An 18,738-nucleotide genomic window follows, 5' to 3' on the forward strand; every position below is an offset into this window, starting at 1 on the left:
ACTACACGGAGTGATCCCAATCGAGACTCAACTGGCAACGTGGTTCGGACCGGCGACGACGCCGCTGCTCGGATTCGTCCATGTACCGCAGTCGGGCACTGCTCGCGAAGCTGTCGTGCTGTGCTCGCCTATCGGCAAGGAACACATCGATACATACCGCGGGATGCGACTCCTGGCGAACGAGCTCGCGACCCGCGGGATCGTGGCGTTCCGGTTCGACTACGAGGCCATCGGCGATTCAACCGGTGCAGAAGATGCTCCCGACGCAATGCACCGTTGGCAGGACAGCATTGTCAGTGCCATCGACTATGTCAGGAGGAGCGGTGCGCAGTCCGTCAGTATTGTCGGACTGCGACTCGGTGCACTCTTGGCCGCTTCAGCGCTCACTGAGTGCGGGGCTATCAATTCGATCGTCCTCTGGGATCCGATCATCAATGGGCGCAACTACGTCAGGGAACAGCGCGCGTTCTACGCAATCAGTGTGGGCAAAGACGATCCAGCCGACCCACGCGTGTCGATCATGGGTGGAACATTGGCGCCCGAATGTGCCGATGAACTCATGACCAGTCGCATCAACGGTCCGTTTCCGGGAAATCCGCGTGCCCTACTCGCCGTCCGGTCATCGATGAGAGACAGCAGTGCAATCACCCGACTGACGTCGACGATTCAACCTGACGTTCTGGTTCTGGAGAATCACGAAACATTCACGTCTCCCCCGAGCTTCTATGTCGATATTCCGTACGGTTACATCGACGAGATCGCCGACTGGATCGACAAAAACACGCCGGAGGCTTCCCACGCCTTCGTCCCCACCATCGTGCCCACTGCACGCGTGGCCGTGACAGCCAGTGGGGAAGACGTCTACGAATCACTCGAACGAGTCGGTGCCCATCAACTTTTCGCGATTCGCACACATCCCGTGAGTCCCGCCACCGAATCTGCTCTTGAAGCTCAGCCTGTTGCCTTCCAGAAGCCTGGACGCGGCCTGGTGTTCTTCACAACTGCCATCGAGCATCGCATCGGACCCGGACGTTCCTGGGTGAAGATTGCGCGCGAAGCCGCTGAGCACTCTGTTACCACTTTGCGGTTCGACCGACGCGGCGTCGGTGACACCGGGCGCATCGATGTAAACAACCCGACGTCGGTGTATTCACTTTCGGCAGACGATGATGCGATGACGGCCGTCACTGCACTCGGAGCATCTCCCGAAAACCTGATTCTGGCGGGACTGTGTTCGGGCGGTTGGACTGCCGCGTCGGTAGCACTGAAGGTGGGTGCTCGGTCAACGATTCTCGTCAACATGATCTTGTGGTCGGTACGAAGGAAGCGGGCCCTCACCGACGCAGTGCTACCCGAATCCCCGAAAATAAGTCCTGAAGGCGGCACAACAAAGCTGTCTTTCCGGGTGAAAATCAAGGCGCATTTGCAGGCACGACTTCCCTATTTTGCATGGAAGATACTGGGCAACAATGGAATAACTCAGGTTCCCGAAGTCATGCTCGACGCACTTTACAGGCGCGGCGTGCACACGAAGGCCATTCTCTCACCCGCCGACGCGGAGTGGTTCCAGTACCAGCGCGGCCCGCAAGGTATCGAACGAATGATTCGCCGTGGTTACACCTTCGACGTTGTCATGCCCAATGTCGGAGACCACCCGTCTTACCATCGCGACCTGCGAAGCATCATCCATCGTGAGTCGATATCTGCCATAACAACACAATTCGGCAGTTCGACAGGACGATCGATCAGCAGCGCTGATGCGAAGCGGACAACGGTGTGAACCCCGTGATCTTGCTGCTCGGCGTGATGGCTGCGTCCCCGATTGCAGTTGCCCTCTACAGACGGCCACAACGAGGACTCCTGCTCCTCGCCCTTCTCGCGCCCCTTCACGGCCTGCTGGCAATCATCCCGAACGGGCAATCCTTGGCCGGGTGGAAAGAAGGCCTGATCCTGCTGACATTGTTGTGCACCTTCGTAAGTCCGAATCGCCAACGGGCCGTACGTCCATCGATGCCCTGGTGGCCGGCAGCAGTCGCCTGGGTGCTCATGGGATCTGTGTCCGCACTGATCCTTTCCGGATTAGGTGGACTGGTATCGATCAAGATCACATACTTCTACGCGTTGATCCCCGTCGTCCTCTGGCGTGCACCCTTCACCCGAACAGATCGAGACCATCTGGTCACGATCCTCATGGGTATGGGCATCTTCACTGCGGCGATCGGACTACTCCAGCAAATCGTCGGGCCTGCATATCTTGTCGAACTCGGCTACAGCTACACCGAACAGATCAGAATCACCGGTTCGCTGCTACGCAGCTTCAGCACGTTCACCGGCCCATTCGCATTTGCACTCTTTGTCAGCATGAGCCTGATCATCGGTATATCAGTCAGCCTCGCTGATCCAAAACGCCTGCGTAACACGATCTTCCTAGCCGCAACTCCGATCATGATCGCCGGGATGGGGGTTTCCATCGTGCGCGCTAGTTACATCGCGCTCGCTGTCGGTCTCTTCTACCTGGCGATCTACCGATATCGTTCTCTGCTTGTATTGTTCGCCGGTATCGCTGCCGCAGTTCCAGTGGCATTACTTCTCGCGCCGGCCTCCGTCGTCAAGCCATTGTTCTCCTCATACAGCCTGTCGGAGCGCGGCAGTGGTTGGTCGTCGACGATCAGTTCGTTGTTTGTCCATCCCCTTGGCCAGGGACTTGGCGCAACCGGGTCCGCGGCCGCGAAAGCTGCCGAAACTGCCCACCCGATGCTGAACACGATGACCATCAAAGCAGCAACGACTCTTGGACTGATTCCATACCAACCCGACAACTACTACATCAAAGTACTTGTCGAGCTGGGCCCAGTCGGGATGTGGATCTTCGCCCTACTCCTGATCTCCGCAGCACTCACTGCACTCAGAAGCTCCCGGGTACTCCCCGGACAGGACGGCGCCTTCGCTTTGGGCGTCAGCGCTTCCATCATCGCCGCAGCCTGTGCGTCGGTGTTCGCTACGTACTTCGAGATATTCCCTCTCGACTTGTACTTCTGGTTACTGATTGGAACTGTGGGATGCGCATTGAGTCAACATCACTCCGCACGAGCAACGGCGGAGGTTCAGGAATCACGTTCGGCGCCATGGCCCTCCGCCCAGGCGGAGGCGGAGTACAGACCTACGCTCGCGAAGTCCTGAAAGAGATTGCCCCGCTGATCAATGGAGCGGTGAAGTTGAGCGCCTCGATCCAGAGCGACGCAGTCTCCGAGATTCCGGCATCGTTGAGCGTCATCCCGCGACCAGTGGTCGCCGGAGCCAGAAGGGCAGCGTGGGCGATGGTGCCGATCCTCGGGTCGGCTTTGTACCACAGTCTCGATGTCGATCTCCCGATCAGGCAAACAGGACTGACTGTTTCGACGTTCCACGATATGTCGGTATTCGATGTTCCCTGGGCATTCAGCAAATTCCGAGCCGCCGGCGAACGCCAATTACTGTCGATGGCCCTGCGTAAGGCTGATGTGCTCATCGCCGTGTCCGACTTTACCGCCGAGCGAATCAAATCGCTGAGCGGTCGCGAGGCAATTGTCACTCCACTGGCACCTGCACCGTGGGCCACGGTGCCTACGTCTACCGAAGTAGCCGAGGTCCGTCGCCGCTTGAACCTACCTGAGCGATTTGTACTTCAAGTCGGAACCATCGAACCGCGCAAAGACGTCGCACTGGTTGCAAATGCCTGCTCCGAACTATCAATTCCCTTTGTCCTCGCTGGGTCCGGATCTCGCGGACCTGACGCACCCGGTTCCGCGATCGGCCTTGGCTACGTTGCAACAGAAGACCTTCCAGCGCTATATTCTGCAGCAACTGCTGTTGCGTACGCGTCGCACTACGAGGGTTTCGGCCTCCCACCACTCGAGGCGATGGCGTGTGGCAGCGCTGTCGTCGCCAGCGCCGTTGGGGCACTGCCTGATTTTGCCGACGACGCCGCAGCCCTAGTTCACACACACGACAAGGATTCATGGGTACGTGCGCTCCGCTCGGTGATCGACGACTCCGAATACAATGCGGCCCTGCGCACCTCAGCGCCTCGAGTTGCATCGCGATTCACTTGGGCACAAACTGCCGAGCAGACTGTCGAGGCATACCGGACTGCCGGGTTGGACGTATGAGTTGGGCTTTATGACAGACCGCCGATCCTCCGATACAGACCATGTGTCACCTCGTAAATTCGCCGAACTGAAGCGGGCTGCGCAACTGAAGTTCGAGAAGGAACGCCGCGAACGAGAAACCATGATTCACCAACCGTCGACACCCGAGTTGACGGCAAACGCGGCCCGTCGTAGCACCGCGATCATGTTGGGGAGCAGAGTCGCCGTCGCCGCAATGGGCTGGACCGGTTCCGTTCTGATCGCTCGCGCAATCAGCCCCGAGCAATTCGGTCAGTTCTCATTGATCTTCGGTCTACTCGGATTGCTTTCCGTCATCACTGATCTCGGAGTCGGACGAGTTGTACTCGCAAAACTGGTCGAGAGCAATCCTTGGGAAATCTCGCTGGTTACAACCGCATTCATCTCGCTACGCATCGCTTTAGGACTGCTCGGATACCTCTTGGCTCTCGGCTACGTCTGGATACTGGGGTACCCCGCAGAAGTCGTCGAGGCGACTGCGATTGCAGGCCTCGTCGTCGTTGTCGCGACACCAAGTCACGCGCTGTCGGTGATGTACCAGAGTCGCCTCAAGATGACCTATGTGGCAGTCGCCGAAGGCGCCGGACAACTTGCGCAGCTGATGGCGACAATCGCTGCTGTACTGTGGCAACCCCTCCTCATCATCCTCGTCATTCCAGCGGTGATCAACGAAATGGTCGCTGCGGTCATCAAGATCCGCGGTGTTCGCAAGGGCATCGCCGGCCCCCTCCCCGCCTCGCGCGCCCAGTTTCGACGGTGGCGAGAAATGCTGATCGAAGCGATCCCGCTCAGCATCGGATTCGCTTTTATCACCTTGCTCTCCAAAATAGACGTCCTCATGCTCGGCAAACTCGATACGTTCGATTCTGTCGGGTTGTACAGCATCGGATACAAGTTCGCGGATCTTCTACAGATCGTCGCCATCACCGTCGTCACCCCCGTAACCACACTCCTCGTATCCTCATGGCCTGACAAACTCGATATCTTTCGGGAGCGGAGTCGTGAGGCGTTTATCGTCCTCGCAGTACTCGGAAGCGCGTCTATCGCGGCATTTTGGCCGGCGGCCACCGAGGTTCTATCACTGCTGTACGGCGAAAGATTCACTGTTGCAGAAACTTCCACACGACTCCTCGTCTTGGGTGCCTGCTTCTCGATGCTGACTCAACTCGGCCTGATGGTGCTGATCGCCAGTGGACGGCATCGCACGTACCCGTGGGTGGCGCTGGCCGGACTCGGTTTCAACATCGTTGCCAACCTTGTCCTCATCCCTCGCTTCTCGTTCAACGGCGCTGCAATTGCAACAGTTGTCACCGAAATGCTTCTGTTCGTTGCGATTTGGATCGTCGTTGTTCGAACAGTTCCTGCCTACAACCTGTTTCCTGCTATCCCCGTCGTCGCGACGACCGCGATCGGCGCACTGGTCACGACCGTGGGGACAATCTGCGTCGAACGATTTTCCATTCCATGGCTTCTCGTGTCGATCGCCGCACCTGCAGTAATCGCTGCAATCTTCGTAGTCGTTCCGATCTCCAACGGGAAAACCCTGTTGGCGCTCATCAAACCCGGTGGAGACAACACATGATTCGAACACTGATCTTCGTCAGTCACACCGGAGAGGTTTCCGGAGCCGAACTCGTCATGATTCAGGTAATGCAACTCGCGAAAGAAAGCGGGGCCACCGTAATTTTGGCATGCCCGGAGGGCCCGCTGACTCGGCGAGTCACTGGCATCTGCGAAGTTCTCCCAATACCGAGCCTCGCACTCAAGGGGGAAGGTGGCATCAATCGCATTCTCGCTATCGCTACCGTGGTGAAGAACTGGCGAATCGCAGGACGCATGATCGCGTCCCGTACGCGATCCGAGAATGCAAGAGTGATCGTCAATTCCCTGTTTGCCTTGCCTGCAATCAGATTCGGCCGGGTCGATGGCGGCGCAACATGGCTCATCCACGACACGCTCTCCAACACCAAACAACGCACTGTCGTCCGCATTGCCAAGCCTTCGATCCGACGAGCAGTTTCCGTCTCCGGGCCGACAGCAATACCTGTACGCGCGCTAGGAATTCCCACCACGATCTCACGACTCGGTGTTGCGGTACCCGACGAAATCGCGGTAGTCCAATCCCCCGCGCCCGGGATTGTCGGCATAATCGGATCTATCACTCTGTGGAAGGGACACACCGTCCTGTTGGAGGCAATTGCCAGAACGCCTGACGTATTACTCGAAATTGCCGGTGTCCCATTCCCTGGAGACGAGCCGTATGCCGAAGCGCTACAACAACGTTCCGAAGAACCAGATTTGAGGGGCCGTGTCCGGTTCCTTGGATACGTCGATTCACTGTCCACCGTCAGAAACTGGGACCTCGCTATCTCAGCCAGCACCTCTCCTGAGGCCAGCCCGCTGGTAGTTCTCGAAGCCATGAGCCTCGGAGTGCCCGTCATCGGAACCGATCATGGGGGTACGAGCGAGCTACTCGAGGACGGTGCGGGTTCCCTCGTCGCAGTTGATGACCCTGCCCAACTGGCTGCAGAAATCGCCAGACTGTTGAACGACGAATGCGCGCGATCTACATTTGCGCGCGCTGGTCGAAAACGAGTGGTTGAGCGCTATGACATCCGAAAAAACTTACCGGTGCTCCTCGAGGAACTCGTTCGTGACTAAAGCGCTTCGCCTATCAGCAGCCGCAGTGGTTCTCGTTGTCCTCGGAGTTGTCGTTCAGTCGTCGGTCTCCGAATCGAGTAAGCCATGCGAACCAGCTCGGTCCACCGACAGCACCGGCATAGCCCTCGGATCTGGTTACACTGCACTCAGTCAGCCTGAAATAGACAAGATCATCGAGGATATTCGGGACTCAGGTTCGGATTGGATCAGATTCGACTTCGACTGGTCATTTATCGAATCCACAAAGGGAACGTTCGACTGGTCAGGAACTGACCGACTTGTCGAGGCTGCGAAGGCCACCGGACTCCATGTGCTCGGCTTGATGACCTATACACCGGAATGGGCTCGCGACCCGTCGGATTCGGAAGCGGACAGCCATTCTCGCCCTGCTGACCCCACATCTTTTGGTCACTTCGCAGGAATTGCTGCAGAACGCTACACCGACTCGGTGTCTGCCTGGGAAATCTGGAACGAACCCAATCTCCAGTCTTTCTTCAACCCTGTGCCGGACGTATCGTTTTACTCCGAACTGCTGACCGCTGCGAGCACCTCGATCAAAAAGGTTCAGCCAAATGCGACCATCGTTTCCGGTGGGCTGTCCCCCGCAACGGATAACGGTACGGACATCAGCCCCACGACCTTTCTCTCCGACCTATACGACGCCGGAGCAGGCTCGCAGTTCGACGTCGTAGGCATGCACCCATACAGCTATCCCGCGCTGCCGTCCGATGCCCTTACCCAAAGTTGGAATTCCTTCTATCGGATGCGGTTCATGCACGACACCATGGTGACAAACGGCGACACCGCCAAGTCGATCTGGGCAACGGAGTTCGGTTCGCCAACCGGCAGCAGTCCAGAAGCTGTCACCAAGGCCGTTCAAGCTGAAATTCTCCGCGACGGAATCAACGAGGCCCGCCGGCTCGGATTCGTCTCCAAGTTGTTCGTCTACAGCCTCCAGGACCGTGGATCCGATTTGGGGGATCGCGAACAGAACTTCGGACTTCTCGACACAAACTCTGATCCGAAGCCTGCAATGACCGTCCTGGAAAATGCCAACAAAACTGGAGGGTGCTTCTGAAAAGATTCTCCGACTTAATCCCCAGTCAGAAAAAATCGGACAATACCAACCGATGCATTCCAATCGCCTTCATAAGCAAGCATAGTTGCTGAAGAACCGACCTTGGGACTGCTCACCACAGATCGAATTCGTGCAATTCTACTTATTGCCGGATTCGTCAGCGATATCCGGATCCATCATCTTATTGTGGCCCCTGTTTCGCGACCCCTGTGGAAAGAAGGTGGTCGACGTGCGTCGACTTCGATTACCCCTCCTGTGTTCCCTGATCCTTGCCATCGGATCGTTGAGTGCCTGCGCCCCCTCACCCCCGCCACCTACAACTACTTCTCCACCATCGACCTGCAGTTCCGCCAGTTTCGGCATCGCCGGCGGCGCCCCCTTGAATTGGCTCTCGCAAAACGAGCTTGATGCAGAGTTGACCGCTATGAAGAATGCGGGCACCACATGGCTCCGATTCGATATCGACTGGTCGGCCGTCGAACCAACCAAGGGCCAACAGAATTGGGCAGTAACTGATCGCGTCGTCGAACGCGCGAGGCTACAAGGCCTGAGCCTTCTTGCCATCGTCACGTACACACCTCCGTGGGCACGCGTTGCCGGAGCCACCGACAGTCACGGCTACCCATCCGACGTGGCGGCATATGCCAATTTCGCACAACAAGCGGCACAACGCTATTCAGACAAGATCAGTACCTGGGAGATCTGGAACGAACCGAATCTCGCTCAATTCTTCCGCCCGAAGCCCAATGCCAATACCTACACATCAATGCTGAAGGCCGCAGCGACAAGCATTCGAGCTGTACAATCTGGTGCAAAGATTCTCAACGGTGGATTGGCGCCGGCGGTCGACAACGGTTCCGACATCTCACCGGTAACCTATCTCAACTCCCTCTACGCTGCCGGCGCGAAATCGTCCTTCGATGCCTTCTCCATACACCCCTACAGTTGGCCCGCATTGCCATCCGACGCGTCCACTCAAAGCTGGAACACCTTCTATCGGATTCGTCTCATGCGAGAGACGATGATCAAGAATGGCGACAGCGGAAAGAAGGTCTGGGCAACCGAATTCGGCGCTCCCACCGGAACCGGACCTACCGCTGTCAGCCCCCAACTTCAGGCCAGCATCATCGCCGACGGATTCGCACAGGCCAAATCACTCGGCTACATCGAGCGTATTTTCGTCTACAGCATGCGTGATCGCGGAACCAACACCAGTGACATCGAGCAGAACTTCGGACTGATGACAATGAACTTCACTCCGAAACCTGCACTGGCCGCGGTGAAGCAAGCGATCGGCGGATGCACGACACCCAAAATTTGATCTGACTCCGCCGACCGTCAGTCCGTCTTGGACGTCCCGCGGGTTCCTTCATGCCGCAGTAGTCCCACCCGTGAAACAGGCCGACCATCACGGGTCCTGCCCTTTTTACTGGTGTTCAACACAATTCGCTCGGTAGCCGCTTCGGAGTTGATGTCGTCGACGTGATCAACGACATCAACTCCGTCAAGGTCACCAGCACCGACTGCACCCACTATCGTTCGTGGGCCTTCCACCGGAGACGAATGGTCCTCCGGCTCCAGCGCAGGCAATTGGCGACGGTCGATCGTCACAGTCTGCGCGTCGATCAGCCCCGCTCGTGTCCTACGGTCACCGGAATCAACCACTAGCCCGGACGTCGCTTCCGCACTACTTGATGGAGCTCCTGTGACTCTGTTCAAATCTTCCGCGACTCCGTTCGAATACAGTGGCGCGTCTTCCGCCGACAGCGGCCCTACCGCCGATTCTCCCACTACTGCGGGTGAACTCACCGGTGTCGTGTCGCCACTCCGACCCCGTATCGAAGATAATGTGAGGAAGTCGATGACAGGTTCGGGCGCTGCCGGTCCGACCAACACCAGTGACCGCGCCACATCAACTTCCGCCAAAGTCCGAAGACAACTGACAATTTCACTTTGATCAGCGTCTTGTGCCGAAACGACAACGATCGCAAACGCAGTGCCACTCGAATCGACTACGCTCCACCAGTTCGAACTCAATGCATGGACGGATACACGCGCCTGCAAGCCTTCCGGCACGTCCCACGAGTTCATGTCTACGCCCTCCCCGACCAATACGAGAACGTGATCCCCCAAGCTCGCGCGTTGACTCAACGTGAGAGCAACATTAGACGGCATCTCGACCACAGAAGAGTGTTGCACAAGCAGTGACGCGCCGAATTTCTTCGCCGTACGACGGGCCCAGGCATCAGTGACGCGAGAACTGAAACGTCCGCGACATGCCACGAGAATCTCTGCCACCAGAATGAGAACGACCAGAAAGGCCACCGCAGATTCGACAAACGGCTTGGGAGCAACAGGAAGTCCCGTCCCTGACGGTGCCGACAGCAATTGCAACCTGTCGGAATTTGACTCTGCAGCGCGCAGTTGCCTCAGTTGCTCAAGCCTGGCATCAAGATCCGCTGCGACCGTCGGATCATCCTTGGCTGTTTCGTAGTTGTCGATACTCTTTTGGCGCGCTGCTGCCAACTGTGAGTTGAGCCGGGCGATGTCGTCCGTCAGTATCTTGGTCCGCCGATCGAGAGTTTCGGCATTACGTTGCCCCTGAGCATCACTCAATGTCTCCACGACGACGCGCGCAAGCTTGTCGGACTCCTCCTGACTGAATCCTGTGGCCTTCACGAAGACCAGAGCGGGTGAAGTTCCCGGGGTTACCGCTATGTGACTCGAAACGTCAGCGGCGGCCCACCCGTTGCCCATCTTCTGCTCAATTTCGGCAACTACAGCGCTATCCGTCGACAGCGCTATGTAGGGCGCGACCATCTGCCCGAGATTGGCATCGGTAACCACAACCTGCGCACCGGTCTGGACTTCCGCGACGATATCGGATTCGTACACCGGCGTCGCACTTCCTCTGACCATGTACACGACGCCACCGACAATCAATGCAATCACCAGCGCAGGAAGGGCCACTCGCGACAAATTCCGCACGTGACCAACCAAGTCGAATGTTGGCGGCACGCCCAGCTCTCGACGAATCACTGCGTCCCTAGCCCGCACATCTGACACGTCGAAAACCTCCAGCTCGGCAACACTCAAAACGACCAACAAAAGAAACCAGCAGTTTGCTAAATCTCCATAAACATACCTGAAGTCTGCTAATCAGCTACCCGGGAGCCGCCGAGGCCTCGACCACATCTGCCAATACCCGACGATGCCCACGCCACCCAGGTCGTACAGTCTTTCTCCGGCCGGACTGGCAAGCCCACACACGGCGTACTCCCCAACCTCCGCAAAAGCGGCGGCGGACACCTGACGCAACATACGCAGGCCGTTTCCTCGCCTCTGCCCACCCTTGCGGGTACCTCCGGCCCATACCGTGCTGATCGGATTCCCAGGTGACAACATCGCTGCCGAATGGAGCTTTCCATCGTCGAACAGACCGATGACACGTCGCTTCGAAGAAATACTGCCAGCCGAGTACACCAATGCAGCAGAGTCGGCATCAACTCCGAACAAGTCCTCGGCAAGGGACCGTGCGTCGCCCAAGCCACGCCCGGCGAGCATCACCACCGCGCGCACGTACGCCCTCATCACGCGATCGAGCACCTCGGAAATATTCCGGGCGATGTCACCATCGTGCACCAGAGCAAGGTTGTAACTAGGATCGGGCGCACCCGTCAGCGCCGTCCACCAACCAGCCTCCAAAATGTGAGGACCTGTAGGCGGAACAAGACCAGACATGTTTTGTCCGTATGCATTTCGCGATGTGTACAGGTCCGCGACAGTCAAGCGATGACGCCATCCGCTCATGCGTTTTTCCTTGATCCAGGTATCATCGGAATATCAAAAAGATGTCGAAAGTCTCGAAGGCCGCGGCCGTTTCACTGTCAGTGCTCGCCATGACAGCAATCGCAGGTTGGCCGGTCTATGTCGCGCCCAAGCTCGACGAGCCACACGCTGCCGATGCGGTTGTCGTGCTCGGCGGCGCCCACGACGGGCGTGAGGAAGTGGGCCTCGACTTGATGAGGCGAGGCTACGCACCACGCATCGTCTTCTCGAATCCGTACGGCAACAACGACAAAAAGATGCGATCGATATGCGATGGATCATTCGATTTTCCAGTCGACTGCTTTATACCGTCCCCGTCTACGACAGAAGGCGAAGGCTTCGAGATCGAACGGCTTGCGCGCCTGCATGATTGGAACACGGTCATTGTCGTAACCTTCGTTCCTCATATCTCGCGAGCTCGATACATTATTTCTCGGTGCTACTCCGGTGAACTGCTGATGGTTGCGAGCCGTCCTGAGCTATCGCTCCGCACTTGGGCATTCAACTACGTCTACCAAACTGCTGGATATCTCAGAAATCTGCGCGCCGGCTGCTGACCAGTCAGGCTTGTCCTGGTGGCCAGCAGCGCTGGAACCCGAGCCTGCGCAGACCTGGTTCAGTAGGCTCCATCACTGCGAACCACAGCGGACACAGTACGCGCGATGATCGAAAGGTCTTGTACCGCTGACCAGTTCTCGACGTACGAGGAATCCAGGCGAACCGATTCTTCCCACGAGAGATCACTACGACCGCTGACCTGCCACAGTCCGGTAATACCGGGTTTCACGAACAACCGGCGAGACACCTCGTCGTCGTACATCTCGACTTCGCGTCGAAGTGGCGGACGCGGACCGACGACGCTCATTTCACCGCGAATGACGTTGAAGAACTGTGGAAGTTCGTCGATGCTCAACCGGCGGAGAATTTTGCCGATCGGAGTGATGCGCGGATCTTCGCGCATCTTGAAGAGCACACAGCCTGCACCCTCATTGTCGCCCATCAGATCGACTACCTGCTGATCTGCACCGGCGACCATCGTACGAAACTTGTACATGGGAAACGGTTTCCCGTTCAATCCGATCCGTTCAGCCTTGTAGAAAACAGAGCCTTTCGAGGTGACCTTGACTGCGACTGCCGCCGCAATCATGACGGGCGCGACCAGCAGGATCATCAAGACCGAGAACAGCGTGTCGAAAATTGCCGGTGCCCAACGGTTTGCGCCTTCGTAGCGCGGACGCTCGACGTGGATGAGCGGCAGCCCGGCTACGGGCCGAAACATCAGTCGGGCCTTGGATACATCCGCAATGACCGGCGAAACAACAAGATCCACACCTTCTGCTTCCAGATCCCACATCAGTTTGCGGATTCCGACCTGGCCGAGATCTTCGGTGCCGGTCACGATGACGGTGTCGGCGTTGCACGAGCGCATGGCCTCGATCACTTCGAATTCGTTGCCCAACACCGGAACATGAGCACCGTCGACCATGATGTGGTCGTCGAGCACTGTGGCGCGACGCGGAATGCAGGTGCCCACGACGTCATATCCTGCCGATGCCGCTCGTACGAAGGACCGCGTAGTGGCAACAACGGAAGCATGCCCACCGACCAGCAGAACTGCGTTCCGGCATTGCCCGGACGCCCGCTTGTTTCGAATATCCCGACGCCAGAGGTACCGGCCGAGAAGCAAGGCACCCAAGCCGAGCGGCAGAGCGATCATGAGGTAGCTTCGGGCAATTTCGACGCCGAGAACGATCCCGGCAAGTGCGCCGAGTCCGAATACCTGACCTGTTGCCAACAGAACACGCTCGTATTCGTCGCCACCGTCTCCCAACATCGATTGATGGCGACTACGACCCCGAGAGAGTGTGATCATCCACAGCACACCGAGCAAAACGGATGCAACAACCTTGAGCGGAGTCAGCCACTCGAAAGGATGGGGCCAAACACTGCCGAACTGCGCGAGTGCAATCACAAGAATTACGGTGACGGAGTCGGTGATCGCAATTCTGCTCCGATACGCACGCCGCCAGTCTCGACTCAGATCAGCCGAATTCCGCAGTGCCGTCGGCTGGATCCCCACCTCAGCATGAACGCTCATTGGTCATCAGTCTTTCTTGTCATCGATTGGTGTCGCGGGTTGCGTCGCGGGCCGTATCGGGCCTTTCTGCAGAAATCGCTGATCATTAACCAACTGTGGGATCCAGGAACGGCAACACCCCGCCGGTTGCCGTGCCTGGCGTCGACTGACGCTTATAAAATTCACCACCAACCCCTTCGTCAAAGTGCAGACCAGGGGCTAATTCCTGCAAAATCCAACCGCATTACGCTCTTTCCATACGCAAACATACCTCAGGTTTGTTTGTGGTGCACTCGAGAGCGGCGAGCTACCCAGAGATTGCCAACTAATTACCAGGAATCGCGGGCCTTCGGGGCAAAGCCTTCTACGTACGAGACTGTTGCGTCTCCCAGTGGCGGACTTCGGCGATCAGCAGGTCGAGGGCGTCGACAAGCGCTGCGTCAGCTTCTCGGCACCGCTCGATCAAGCCCTCCAATGTTGCTTCGGGAATGATCTCGGTCACCCCGGCTCGGGCTGCCCGGTTCATCACCTTCTTCGCCAGCAGTATCGGCGGTTGCGACTTCGCGATGCCGTCCATCGACGACGCGCGGGCCTTCTCCGCATCCTTGAGTCGCTCCCACGCCAACTCCTGCTCGGCGATATCCACTACTCCGGAACTCGTCAAGTGCGGACTGCGATGAACCAACTTGTCGATCAGCGCGCCGGCGACGTCGTCCAACTCGAAGACACCATGTGCTTGCGCGATACGCGAGTGGAACAGCACCTGAAGCAGAAGGTCACCGAGTTCCTCCCTCAGGTTTGTCTCATCGCCGCTGAGGATGGCGTCGAGCACCTCGTACGTCTCCTCCACGAGATAGACCGAGAGGCTCTCGTGAGTCTGCGTCGCCTCCCACCCGCCGCGCTTCCACAACCGGTCCATGATGGAGGCTGCCTCCACCAATCTGTCGCCGCGAACAGGCGCCGCCCGCACAATCCGAGCCCCCGACGCCGCGAAGGCCGCGATCCGCGGTCCGTCGCCGTCCATCATCACGATCACCGCCGCGCCCGCAGCGGAATCAGGCAGGGCTGCCCGAACCGGTTCCGGCACCGTGCCGTCGATGTGGACGGGCCCCGTCAAGAACCAAACCGCTTCGATCGGAACAACATCCGGCCGTAATGGATCGAGCAGAACGACAATAGAAACCTCGGTCACGTGCGCTCAAGCCTCCATGACGACAGCGCCGGCTGCCCGACCGTCGAGGGCCAGGATGAAGTCCGCGATGTACTGCAGCAGTTCCACATCACGCAGGCGATCGGAACCGACACCACCGGTTCGCGGCATCGGCAACTGCACCAAACCCGTGGTTGCCCGGTACTGAGCGCTCGGATAGATCCGTTTGAGCCTGATCTGCTTGGAATCCGGCAACGCCATCGGCGCAACCTTGATCTGCGTACCGGTGACCGTTATTTCTTCGAGTTGGTACTCCCGAGCCAGGAGTCGCAGCTTCGCCACGGACACAAGACGACGGACTTCTTCCGGCAACGGTCCGTAACGGTCGACGAGTTCCTCGACCACGGCGGCGATGCCGTCCGAATCCGTTGCGGCAGCGATCTTCCGGTAGCCCTCGAGCCTGAGCCGATCACTGGTGACGTAATCCGGCGGAATGTGCGCATCGACGGGGAGGTCGATCCGGACTTCCTTGGGCGCATCGTCGGTGGTGATGGGGCGTCCGTCAGCGGCGGCCCGATACGCCTCGACTGCTTCGCCGACCAACCGCACGTAGAGGTCGAATCCGACTCCGGCTACGTGACCGGACTGCTCGGCACCGAGAACGTTACCAGCGCCACGGATTTCGAGGTCCTTCATGGCGACGGCCATGCCGGCACCGAGATCGGAGTTCTGCGAAATGGTGGCCAGACGGTCGTAGGCCGTTTCGGTCAACGGCTTTTCGGGGGGATACAAGAAGTATGCGTACCCGCGTTCGCGGCTACGCCCCACCCGGCCTCTCAACTGATGGAGTTGCGAGAGTCCGAGCGAATCGGCGCGCTCGACGATCAGCGTGTTCGCATTGGAGATATCGAGTCCGGTCTCGATGATGGTGGTGCATACCAGGACGTCGAAGTCTCGCTCCCAGAATCCTTGAACGGTCTTCTCGAGAGTGTCTTCGTTCATCTGTCCGTGCGCGACCACGACGCGCGCTTCCGGGACAAGTTCACGAATCTTCTTGGCTGCCTTGCCGATCGAACTCACGCGGTTGTGAACATAGAAGATCTGACCGTCACGCAGAAGTTCACGACGAATTGCCGCAGCAACTTGCTTGTCCGCATAGGCGCCGACGTATGTCAGGATCGGATGACGTTCCTCGGGAGGCGTGAGAATTGTCGACATCTCCCGGATGCCCGCCATGCTCATTTCCAGCGTACGAGGGATCGGGGTGGCAGACATCGTCAGTACGTCGACGTGTGTACGCAACGCCTTGATGTGTTCCTTGTGCTCGACGCCGAACCGCTGCTCCTCGTCGACGATGACCAGTCCGAGGTCCTTCCAGCGGACGGCAGTCTGCAACAAACGATGTGTTCCGATGACGATGTCGACCTCGCCCTCGGCCATCCCGGCAATGATCTCCTTGGAATCTCGCGCATCGGTGAAGCGTGAGAGCCCGCGAACCTTGACCGGGAACGATGCCATCCGCTCGGTGAAAGTCTGAAGATGCTGCTGCGCAAGCAGAGTCGTCGGCACCAGAACCGCAACCTGCTTGCCGTCCTGAACAGCCTTGAACGCTGCGCGAACTGCGATCTCCGTCTTGCCGTATCCGACGTCGCCGATGACAACGCGGTCCATCGGGACAGGTTTTTCCATGTCGCCCTTGACTTCACTGATCACCGTCAACTGGTCGACGGTCTCGGTGAAGGCAAACGCGTCCTCGAGTTCCTTCTGCCACGGAGTATCCGGCCCGAAGGCGTGCCCGGGGGCTGCCTGACGCGCAGCGTAGAGCTGCACGAGCTCGCCGGCGATCTCGCGAACTGCCTTGCGTGCCTTGGTTTTTGTATTGGCCCAGTCGGATCCGCCGAGCTTGCTGAGCGCCGGCATCTCGCCACCGACGTAGCGGGACAATTGATCCAGCGACTCCATCGGCACAAACAGCCGGTCTCCGGGCTGCCCACGCTTACTGGCGGAGTATTCGATGACCAGGTACTCGCGTCGCGCGCCGCCGATGGTGCGCTCCACCATCTCCACGAACCGCCCGATGCCATGCTGATCGTGAACAACCATGTCGCCGGCGGCAAGCGCGAGCGGATCCACCTGGTTACGACGCTTGGCTGGTAGACGTTTACCGTCACCGACTGCGGCAACCCGATTGCCGGTGAGGTCAGCTTCGGTGACGATGACCATTCCCGGCACGTCGCCCAATCCGGGGATATTGCTACCGCCGTGCAGAACCAGACCGTCGTGCAACGATCCGCGCAACACCGAGACCTGACCACGCGCCGGAACCGCGCTGGGTTCGAGCATCGTGGCCGGAACCTCGGCCTCGCCGAGTCGCTCGTAGATGCGCTTTGCAGTACCAGTGCCGGCGACGACGACTGCCGCACGCCCACCGGTGCTCACATGCGCGCGGAGACTGACAAAAAGCTCAGCCAGGAGGTCGTCGGATCCGCGTATCTGTGGGGCCGCCTGAATCGGAAGTTCCAGTTCTTCGCCGTTGCCCGACGCCAGCGGGCTGATGGTCCACCACGGACGCCCACCGGCTTCTGCGGACTCGCGTATCTGACGCAACGACCGATAGGCAGAGGCACCGAGACCGGACTCTCCGGCCAGAATGGACGTATCGAGAGGCGCCGCACCGCCGATCGATGCTGCGGTCCATGACGCTTCCAGAAACTCCTGCCCGGTTCGAACCAAATCCGTTGCGCGCGTGCGCACCTTCTCCGGATCGCACAGAACGATATGGGTTCCGTCCGGAAGAATGTCGGAAAGCAGTTGCAGTTCACCGGGTTTCAACACCGGCAGGAGCGCTTCCATGCCTTCGACTGCAATGCCCGCCGAGATCTTGTCCAGCATTTCCACGAGCGACGCGTCGGCCTGGTTTTCGGCTGCGATCTTCGCTGCCCGATCCCGGACGTCCTGCGTCAACAGCAATTCCCGGCACGGTGGCGCGATCACGACGTCGACGTCGATATCAGGCAGTGACCGCTGATCGGCGACCGAGAAATACCTGAGTTCCGAAACCTCGTCGCCCCAGAATTCGACTCGAACCGGATGATCGGCGGTTGGTGAGAAGAGGTCCAGAATGCCGCCGCGTACCGCGAACTCGCCTCGTTTGCCCACCATGTCGACGCGTGTGTACGCCATCTCCACCAGTCGGACCAGCACGGATTCGAAGTCGATCTCGGTGCCCGCGCGCAGGGTTATCGGCTCGATCTCCCCCAACCCGGGTGCCATCGGCTGAACCAGCGAGCGCACCGTCGTCACCACAACACGCAACGGCGCGCCGTACGACGCGTCCTCCGGACGTGCGAGCCGACGCAGCACCTCGATACGTCGCCCGACGGTATCGGCGCTCGGCGAAAGCCGCTCGTGCGGCAACGTTTCCCACGACGGGAACTGCGCGACAGCGCCCCCGATCATCTCGGTGAGTTCCTCAGTCAGATCATCGGCCTCACGACCCGTCGCAGTGACCAGTAGCACCGGATTGTGCGCTGCGAGCGCAGCCGCAATGAACGGCCTCGCCGGTTTGGGCGCAACGATATCGAGTCTGGCGCTACCGATCGCCTCGGTCACCGCGGTAAATGCCGTGTCCGCGAGTGCGGCCTCGGCAAGTCCGGCAAGCGAAGTCTGGGCAGCGGGCGGCAGGGCAGCAGGCGGCAGGGCAGACAAAGAATGCGCTCCTCAGCGGTGACGACGAGCTGCGGACGAACAACCCGGGCGTCACCGCTCCAAGAGTGAG

General features: G+C 58.9%; 13 protein-coding genes. 8 read left to right on the forward strand and 5 right to left on the reverse strand.

Annotation, left to right across the window (positions count from 1 at the left end):
• Positions 1–10 precede the first annotated feature (10 nt).
• From QM600_RS17825 to QM600_RS17855, 7 genes are all read left to right on the forward strand, one after another.
• Entirely contained in the window at positions 11–1,780 is a 1,770-nt protein-coding gene (locus QM600_RS17825; protein ID WP_283262824.1) for an alpha/beta hydrolase family protein, read from the forward strand.
• Positions 1,777–3,180 (forward strand): O-antigen ligase family protein, encoded by a 1,404-nt coding sequence (locus QM600_RS17830; protein WP_283262825.1) that lies wholly within the window; start codon positions 1,777–1,779, stop codon positions 3,178–3,180. The genes QM600_RS17825 and QM600_RS17830 overlap by 4 nt, the downstream gene beginning before the upstream one ends.
• Before the next feature lie 35 nt (positions 3,181–3,215).
• Entirely contained in the window at positions 3,216–4,148 is a 933-nt protein-coding gene (locus tag QM600_RS17835) for a glycosyltransferase family 4 protein (protein WP_283262826.1), read from the forward strand.
• A gap of 43 nt (positions 4,149–4,191) precedes the next feature.
• On the forward strand, positions 4,192–5,748 hold the full coding sequence (locus tag QM600_RS17840) for a flippase (RefSeq protein ID WP_283262827.1): 1,557 nt from the start codon (positions 4,192–4,194) through the stop codon (positions 5,746–5,748).
• Positions 5,745–6,827 carry a glycosyltransferase family 4 protein gene (locus QM600_RS17845; protein ID WP_283262828.1) on the forward strand — a complete coding sequence of 361 codons (1,083 nt, stop codon included), beginning with the start codon at positions 5,745–5,747 and terminating at the stop codon, positions 6,825–6,827. The genes QM600_RS17840 and QM600_RS17845 overlap by 4 nt, the downstream gene beginning before the upstream one ends.
• Complete coding sequence (locus tag QM600_RS17850; RefSeq protein WP_283262829.1) at positions 6,820–7,905, forward strand: GH39 family glycosyl hydrolase; 1,086 nt, start codon at positions 6,820–6,822, stop codon at positions 7,903–7,905. Before QM600_RS17845 ends, QM600_RS17850 begins: the two co-directional genes overlap by 8 nt.
• A gap of 229 nt (positions 7,906–8,134) precedes the next feature.
• Entirely contained in the window at positions 8,135–9,226 is a 1,092-nt protein-coding gene (locus QM600_RS17855) for a cellulase family glycosylhydrolase (protein WP_283262830.1), read from the forward strand.
• Positions 9,227–9,243: 17 nt separating this feature from the next.
• Here QM600_RS17855 and QM600_RS17860 read toward each other — a convergent pair whose 3' ends face one another.
• Complete coding sequence (locus QM600_RS17860) at positions 9,244–10,875, reverse strand: GumC domain-containing protein (protein WP_283262831.1); 1,632 nt, start codon at positions 10,873–10,875, stop codon at positions 9,244–9,246.
• A 189-nt stretch (positions 10,876–11,064) separates the two neighbouring features.
• Positions 11,065–11,715, reverse strand: a complete 651-nt coding sequence (locus tag QM600_RS17865) for a hypothetical protein (RefSeq protein ID WP_283262832.1) — start codon at positions 11,713–11,715, stop codon at positions 11,065–11,067.
• A 41-nt stretch (positions 11,716–11,756) separates the two neighbouring features.
• Here QM600_RS17865 and QM600_RS17870 point away from each other — a divergent pair, with 41 nt between their 5' ends.
• On the forward strand, positions 11,757–12,290 hold the full coding sequence (locus QM600_RS17870) for a YdcF family protein (RefSeq protein ID WP_283262833.1): 534 nt from the start codon (positions 11,757–11,759) through the stop codon (positions 12,288–12,290).
• Between the two features lie 59 nt (positions 12,291–12,349).
• Here QM600_RS17870 and QM600_RS17875 read toward each other — a convergent pair whose 3' ends face one another.
• The 3 genes from QM600_RS17875 to mfd form a co-directional block, all read right to left on the reverse strand.
• Positions 12,350–13,831 carry a sugar transferase gene (locus QM600_RS17875; protein ID WP_283262834.1) on the reverse strand — a complete coding sequence of 494 codons (1,482 nt, stop codon included), beginning with the start codon at positions 13,829–13,831 and terminating at the stop codon, positions 12,350–12,352.
• Positions 13,832–14,174: 343 nt separating this feature from the next.
• Positions 14,175–15,002 carry a nucleoside triphosphate pyrophosphohydrolase gene (locus tag QM600_RS17880; RefSeq protein WP_283262835.1) on the reverse strand — a complete coding sequence of 276 codons (828 nt, stop codon included), beginning with the start codon at positions 15,000–15,002 and terminating at the stop codon, positions 14,175–14,177.
• Between the two features lie 6 nt (positions 15,003–15,008).
• Positions 15,009–18,659, reverse strand: a complete 3,651-nt coding sequence (mfd, locus tag QM600_RS17885) for a transcription-repair coupling factor (RefSeq protein WP_502943016.1) — start codon at positions 18,657–18,659, stop codon at positions 15,009–15,011.
• Between the last annotated feature and the right edge of the window lie 79 nt (positions 18,660–18,738).

This window comes from Rhodococcus sp. IEGM 1379 (genome assembly GCF_030056815.1).
Taxonomy (GTDB): domain Bacteria; phylum Actinomycetota; class Actinomycetes; order Mycobacteriales; family Mycobacteriaceae; genus Rhodococcus_F.